This is a genomic window from Vibrio sp. 1401, assembly GCF_033340295.1.
The window spans coordinates 1-553 of sequence record NZ_JAWOWF010000707.1 but is presented as its reverse complement, the minus strand read 5'-3'; the positions used below and the strand labels follow the sequence as shown (position 1 = coordinate 553).

The window sequence follows — 553 nt, the reverse complement described above, 5'->3', positions numbered from 1 at the left end:
GGCAGAAAAAGACAGTGCAGAAGGAAAAATTCAAGTCGGCTTGTGTTATCTAAACGGCATTGGTGCAGACAAGAGCATGGTGAAAGGTTGCTATTGGCTGGAACGTGCTGCTGAGGGCGGCAGCGCAGAAGCGATGTACCATGCAGGCGAAGCATGGAAAGACAGAGGAAAAACAGGCAATGCGATTGCGTATGTTTGGTTGTTTCTTTCTGCCAATATGGGTTATCAACCAGCTCGCGTCCTTCGTGATGAAGTCGCGGCGAACATCGGTGTGGATGTGGTGGTTGGACTTCAATCCATTGCGAAGCCTCTGCAAAGAAAGCTCGCATCTGGCATGGTGAAAAAGCACTCGATCATTCGTGCGCTGAACAAGGTGTACAAACGTGACGTATATTTCCCTGGCGAAGAAGAGCTTAACGAAGTGTTAAGTGCCGTGCACAAATCTGGGGCGAATACGTGGGAAGAGACGACGGAGCTGAACTTCGAACCGGATATGACAACGGTCACAACAGAAGATCAATCAGCGAAACCACTTGAGCAGAAAACGCCTTCC

The 553-nt window shown here is 49.5% G+C and carries 1 protein-coding gene; it reads left to right on the top strand.

Annotated features, from left to right (window positions below):
• Window positions 1–553 (top strand): tetratricopeptide repeat protein (locus tag R7Z77_RS27710; protein ID WP_411913226.1); only part of this gene is annotated, 553 nt, incomplete at both ends.